Source organism: Sphingopyxis sp. (genome assembly GCF_036402335.1).
Taxonomy (GTDB): Bacteria; Pseudomonadota; Alphaproteobacteria; order Sphingomonadales; family Sphingomonadaceae; genus Sphingopyxis.
The window spans coordinates 1-6,095 of sequence record NZ_DASWTD010000375.1 but is presented as its reverse complement, the minus strand read 5'-3'; the positions used below and the strand labels follow the sequence as shown (position 1 = coordinate 6,095).

Sequence of the window (6,095 nt, the reverse complement as noted above, 5' to 3'; positions counted from 1 at the left end):
TGGTCGCTGTCATCGTTGTTCCGGCGGGAACGTCGGTCACCTGCATGGTCGGCTTGGCAACCTCGATCGGTTCGGGCTTGGCCGGCGCCGGCGGAGTCGCTTCGGTCTGCTGCGAAGCGGGTTCCTCGACCTTCGACGGCGCCGGAGCCGCGGCCTCGCCTTCCCCGCCCATCAGCGCGATCACCGTCCCGACCTTGACCCCGTCGCTACCCTCGGGGACGAGAATCTTCGAGATCGTTCCTTCGTCGACCGCCTCGAATTCCATCGTCGCCTTGTCGGTTTCGATCTCGGCGAGCAGGTCGCCCGATTTGACCGTGTCACCTTCCTTGACCAGCCATTTGGCAAGGGTGCCCTCCTCCATCGTCGGTGAAAGGGCGGGCATTTTGAGTTCGATCGGCATCGTCGGATTTGTTCCTCTTGAACCTTGGGCGTGAGTCTCGCAGGCACTGCCTGCCGCTACGGATTGTTCCTCGCCATAAGCTCTGCTTTGGTCAAGGTCCAGCAGGCCAACTTGCGTTTCATACGAATGTGACGCACTCTTGCGCGCAAGCAAAACACGAGGGGTCGGGGCGATGCGGACATATCTGGTGGTGATCGACGACAGCCCGGAAGCGTCGTTGGCGCTGCGCTTTGCGGCGCGCCGTGCCGCGCGGACAGGCGGCGGCGTCATCGTGCTGGCGATCATCCCGCCGCAGGATTTCGTCGCGTTCGGCGGGGTCCAGGCGACGATCGAGGCCGAAGCGCGCGAGCATGCCGAGGAATTGGTCGCCGCGGCCTCAGATGCCGTGGTTCAGGAAGGTGTCACACCGCAGACGCTGATCAAGGCGGGCAAGCCCGCCGAGGTGGTGCGCGAGGTGATCGGCGCGAGCGACGAGATAGCGGCGCTGGTGCTCGCGACGGCGGCGTCGGGCGCACCGGGGCCGCTGGTCGCGCACTTCACCGGACAGGATGCGGGTACGCTTCCCTGTCCGGTGATGCTGGTGCCGGGCGGGATCGACATCGCCCGGCTCGATGCACTGAGTTAGACGACGAGGCTGCGCGGCGCTGCCGCATCTTTCCATTCGAGGATGGCAAAGCCGAGCACCGCGAAGGCCTGCGCGATCACGACCGCGATGCCCGGCCCCGTCATCTGCGCGGCAAACGTCGCGATGACCCCGAAGCTTGCTGCGACCCAGCCGAGATTGCCCAGCGCGATCAGCTTGACCAGCGCGGGATTCGGTACAGCCTGCCGCGCGGCGACAATCATCAGAAGCGCGGCGGCGAGACATATCCAGCCGCCGATCGCCACGACGTTCGCGGGCAGGCCCAGCAGGCTGCCGACCGGCGTGGCGGCAAGCAGGCCGATGGCAAAGACGCCCCCGCAGGTGACGGCGTCGGCGACGAGAATATTCTTGAGATTGAGGATCGACATGGTGGTTCTCCTTTCGACCCCCTCCAATTGGACCCCGAACCGAATGGCGTCGATTACGCCGGAGGTAATGGAAAACAGGAAGGCGGAGGTATAGCTCTCCGGACGAAGGAGACGATCATGCAAGTCGCACCACTGGGCGAACAACTCCGCGAATGGCGCACGCGCCGCCGGATGAGCCAGATGGACCTCGCGCTCGATACCGAGATTTCGACGCGTCATTTGAGTTTTATCGAGACCGGACGGTCAAAACCGAGCGCGCAAATGCTTCAACGGATCGCCGACTGCCTCGACGTGCCGTACCGCGCACGCAACGCGATGCTGCTCGCGGCGGGCTATGCACCCGACTATCAGGAACGGCCGCTCGACAGCCCCGAGATGGCGGGAATGCGCGCGATCGTGGAACATGTGCTGAAAGGGCACGAGCCCTATCCCGCGCTCGCGGTCGATCGCCACTGGAACATGGTCGCGGCAAACGACGCGATCGCAATCCTGATCGAACAGGTGTCCCCCGCCCTGCTCGCGCCGCCGGTCAACGTGCTGCGTATCGCACTTCACCCCAATGGGCTGGCGCCCCAGATCGTCAACCATGGCGAGTGGCGCGCGCATATCCTCCACCGGCTCGACCTGCAGATCGAAGCGAGTGGCGACGCCGGGCTGATCGCGCTGCGCGACGAACTCGCCGGCTATGCGGTGGAAGCGAACGACAATGGCGGCGGCCATGCGAACGGCATCGCGGTGCCGCTGATCCTCGACACGGTTGCAGGCCGGATTCGCTTTGTCTCGACCGTGACGATCTTCGGGACGCCGGTCGATATCACGCTCTCCGAACTCGCCATCGAAGCCTTTTTCCCGGCCGATGCCGAGAGCGCGGCGCTGCTCGCGCGGTTGGCAGGCAAGTAAACCCGTCGCCCTCGCAAAGGTACGGGGTTTAGCGCCGCTTGCCCTTATGTTTGATGTTAGCCGGCCGTCCGCGTGTGCCGACCATATGTTTGCCGGCCTTGTCCTTCCCGGTCGTCCTGCCCTTCACGCCGTCGCGCCTCGGCGGACGATTCCGGAAACCGCCCTCGGGCGCATCGGGCAGTTCAAAGCGCAGCGCGCCGCTGACCGGATTGGCATCCATCAACCGCAGGTCGAGGCGCTGGCCGACGGTATAGCTGACCCGCCCGTGCTCGCTGTCGAGGCTGCGCGCCGCCTCGTCATAGAAAAAGCGTTCGCTGCCCAGTGTCGACACCGGAACCAGCCCGTCACCGCCGAGCCCGTCGACCGTGGCGAAAAAGCCGAAGGGCTGGACCCCGGTGATCCGCGCGGCGACAATCTCGCCGGCCTTGCCGGCCAGATAGGCCGCGACATAGCGATCGACCGTCTCGCGCTCGGCCTCCATCGCGCGGCGTTCGAGCGCACTGATCGCCTCGCCGATCCGCGACAGGCCCTTGGCGTCGGCTTCGCCCAAACCGGTGCGCGCGGGCAGGTCCTTCGGCTTGCCGGGCACTTCGAGCCGGTATGAATCGACGAGCGCGCGGTGGACGATCAGGTCGGCGTAACGGCGGATCGGCGAGGTGAAATGCGCGTAACTGCCGAGCGCGAGCCCGAAATGGCCAGCGTTGGCTGGGCCGTAATAAGCCTGCGTCTGGCTGCGCAAAATCGCCTGCATGATCTCGGGCAGCCGGTCGTCTTCGGAAAAGCCGTCGATCAGGCGGTTGAACACCGCGGGGGTGATCACCTGCCCGAGCGCGAAGCTCTGTTCGAAGGTTTCGAGATAATCTTTCAGACCAACGAGTTTCTCGCGGCTCGGCGGCTCGTGGATGCGGTACATCACGGGCGACTTCTTCGCCTCGAGCGCCTTTGCGGCGGCGACGTTCGCCGCGATCATATAATCCTCGATCAGCCGCATCGAGTCGAGCCGGTCGCGAACACGAATCTCGGCAATGCTGCCCTGTTCGTCGAGGATGACCTGCCGTTCGGGCAGGTCGAGATCGAGCGGTGCGCGCGCCGCGCGCGCCTTCGCGAGCAGCGCCCAGCAGGCCCAAAGATTTTTGAGCGTCGGGAGCACGTCGGCATCCCATTCCTCGCGCGGCGCATCGGCATCATAGGTCGCCTGCGCATGTTCATAGGCGATGTTGGCGCGGAGCCGGACGAGCGCGCGCGCGAAACGCCACGATGTCACCTTGCCATGCCTGTCGATCACGAGATGGCACGCCATCGCGGCGCGGTCCTGCCCAGCCTTCAGCGAACAGACGCCGGCCGACAGCGTTTCGGGCAGCATCAGGACGACCTGGTCGGGAAAATAGACGCTGTTGCCGCGCCGCCGCGCCTCGCGGTCGAGCGCGCCGTCGGGGCGGACATAATAGCTGACATCGGCGATCGCGACGATCGCGCGGAAACCGCCTTTGTTGGACGTGTCGTCATCCGGGACGGCCCAGACGGCGTCGTCATGATCGCGCGCGTCGATCGGGTCGATCGCCACGATCGGCAGCTCGCGCAGGTCCTCGCGCCCGTCGGGGGTGAGCGGCAGCTTCGCCGCCTTCTCCGCCTCGACGAGCGTTTCGCCGTCGAAGACGTGCGGGATTTCATGCCGCGCGATCGCGATCATGCTGAGCGACCGGGGCGCAAAGGGGTCGCCGATCCGGTCAATGACCTTCGCCTTGATAGCCGGACCGCGCCCCGTAAGTTCCGCGCGGACGAGATCGCCGATATCGGCATCACCCTTGTCGGCCACGGCGAAGTCATAGCGCGCGCGCTTGTCGGCGGGGCGCAGCCAGACCATCGGCTTGCCGCCCGGCCCCACATCCTCGACGAGCACGCCGATGACCATCTCGGCGCTCGCTTGCAGGCGTTTCATCGGATGCGCGACATGCCCGCTGCCGCGCTCCTCGGTGCGCGCGAGGATGCGGTCGCCGACGCCGAGCGCTCCCTTGCGTCCCTGCTCCATCACGCGCAGGCGCGGCGCGGGGCCGGCGCCTTCCCAGCGATCGGGCACCGCCCACAAATTGCTGCCCTCGATCGCCACCACGCGCAGCACCGTGACGCGCGGCAGCCCGCCATGCTTGTGAAAGGCGCGTCCGGGGGCGAGATCGACGAGGCCCTCGTCGGTCATGTCCTTGAGCAGCGCCTTCAGCGCGATCTTTTCATTGCCGTGCAGCGCGAAATGCTTCGCGATCTCGCGCTTTCCGACCGCATCCTTGCTCTCTTCGATAAAGCGAAGGATCTGGTCGGCACTGGGCAGGCCGGCGGGCTTCTGCCGTTTCGCCAATTAATAGGTCCTGCCGATGAGCACGCGTTCGACCGCGGGCTCGCCGGTAAAGAAACAGGCGCCGTCGGCGGGCGCGGCATCGAGCGGGGTGTTGCGCATCGTGAGCTTCAGTGCCTTGAGCTTTTCGACGATCCCGTCGAGCACCGCGCCGGTCGGGCGCGACCATTGCACTTCGACCCAGCCGGTGAACTTGTCCTCACCCGCATAATGCGCGGCAAGGTCTGTCACGTCGCGGCGGATATTGGCGTGCAGCCGCTCCTTCGCCTCGGCATAGAGATTGCCCTGAATCTCGCCGAGAGTCGCGACCGCAGCCGCAACGAAATCGCCGCGCGGGATGAAGGCGCTGTCGAGCTTGCCGTCGTCCTTGTAGAGCCGGTCGCGGCGGATCACCGCGACATTGCCACCGGCGACGTCGCGCGGGCCGATCTCGACAATGATCGGCGCGCCTTTCTTGACCCAGCCCCAGCGCTTGGTCTGCGCCTTGTTGGCGTTGGTGTCGAGCAGCACGCGCACGGGCTCGCGGAACGCATCGAGCGCCTTCAGCTCCTTTTCGAGCGACGCACAATAATCGAGGATCGCCGCATCCTCTTCATTATCGCGCAGCATGGGAATGATGACGATCTGGTGCGGCGCGATGCGCGGCGGGCAGCGCAGGCCATCGTCGTCGCCGTGCGTCATGATCACCGCGCCGATCGTCCGCGTCGAGAAACCCCAGCTGACGGTGTGGCAGAGGCTGTGGCCGCCCTCCTTGTCCTGGAAGCGGATGTTCGCCGCCTCGGCGAAGCCGGTGCCGAGATAATGCGAGGTGCCGGCCTGCAACGCCTTGCCGTCCTGCATCATCGCCTCGATCGAGTAAGTCGCCGCGGCGCCCGGGAAACGCTCGTTCTCGGGCTTTTCGCCCGCAATCACCGGCAGCGCGAGCGCCTCTTCGGCAACGCGGCGATAGAGTTCGAGCGCGCGCATCGTTTCGGCGACCGCATCTTCCTTGCTGTCGTGTGCGCTATGGCCTTCCTGCCACAGGAATTCGGCGGTGCGCAGGAACATGCGCGTGCGCATCTCCCAGCGCACGACGTTCGCCCACTGGTTGACGCGCAGCGGCAGATCGCGCCACGACTGGACCCAGCGGCTCATCGCCGCGCCGATCACCGTTTCCGAGGTCGGGCGGACAATCAACGGTTCCTCGAGCTTCGCCTCGGGGTCGGGGATCAGTTTGCCCTTCCCGTCCTGGATCAGCCGATGGTGCGTGACGACCGCCATTTCCTTGGCGAAACCATCGACATGGTCGGCTTCCTTCTCAAAGAAGCTCAAGGGGATGAAGAGCGGGAAATAGCAATTCTGGACGCCCATATCCTTGATGCCCGCATCCATGATCGTCTGGATCCGTTCCCAGATGCCATAGCCCCACGGCTTGATGACCATGCAGCCGCGGACGCC

General features: G+C 65.7%; 6 protein-coding genes. 2 read left to right on the top strand and 4 right to left on the bottom strand.

What is annotated here, in order from left to right; translation table 11 throughout:
* The coding region (locus VGD20_RS11925; RefSeq protein WP_331134655.1) for a biotin/lipoyl-containing protein at positions 1-400 on the bottom strand (400 nt) is incomplete at its 3' end.
* A 172-nt stretch (positions 401-572) separates the two neighbouring features.
* Between VGD20_RS11925 and VGD20_RS11920 the strand changes: the two genes are divergently transcribed.
* Positions 573-1,025: a universal stress protein gene (locus VGD20_RS11920; protein ID WP_331134654.1), complete on the top strand. Its 453-nt coding sequence runs from the start codon at positions 573-575 to the stop codon at positions 1,023-1,025.
* On the opposite strand, the gene VGD20_RS11915 is transcribed toward VGD20_RS11920, so the two are convergent.
* A complete protein-coding gene (locus VGD20_RS11915) occupies positions 1,022-1,411 on the bottom strand; it encodes a hypothetical protein (protein WP_331134653.1) in 390 nt (129 codons plus the stop codon). The two genes, VGD20_RS11920 and VGD20_RS11915, sit on opposite strands and share 4 nt — an antisense overlap.
* A 117-nt stretch (positions 1,412-1,528) precedes the next feature.
* Between VGD20_RS11915 and VGD20_RS11910 the strand changes: the two genes are divergently transcribed.
* Positions 1,529-2,311: a helix-turn-helix transcriptional regulator gene (locus VGD20_RS11910; protein ID WP_331134652.1), complete on the top strand. Its 783-nt coding sequence runs from the start codon at positions 1,529-1,531 to the stop codon at positions 2,309-2,311.
* Between the two features lie 28 nt (positions 2,312-2,339).
* Here the strand turns inward: VGD20_RS11910 and VGD20_RS11905 are convergent, their stop codons facing one another.
* Together VGD20_RS11905 and VGD20_RS11900 are read right to left on the bottom strand one after the other, a co-directional pair.
* On the bottom strand, positions 2,340-4,661 hold the full coding sequence (locus VGD20_RS11905; RefSeq protein WP_331134651.1) for a VacB/RNase II family 3'-5' exoribonuclease: 2,322 nt from the start codon (positions 4,659-4,661) through the stop codon (positions 2,340-2,342).
* On the bottom strand, positions 4,662-6,095 hold a 1,434-nt coding region (locus VGD20_RS11900; RefSeq protein WP_331134650.1), incomplete at its 5' end, for an aminoacyl--tRNA ligase-related protein.

What these genes read in the sequence shown, in the direction of transcription:
- VGD20_RS11910 (WP_331134652.1), top strand. Translation starts at nt 1,529, where the DNA reads ATGCAAGTCGCACCACTGGGCGAACAACTCCGCGAATGGCGCACGCGC.
- VGD20_RS11920 (WP_331134654.1), top strand. Translation starts at nt 573, where the DNA reads ATGCGGACATATCTGGTGGTGATCGACGACAGCCCGGAAGCGTCGTTG.
- VGD20_RS11915 (WP_331134653.1), bottom strand. Translation starts at nt 1,411, where the DNA reads ATGTCGATCCTCAATCTCAAGAATATTCTCGTCGCCGACGCCGTCACC.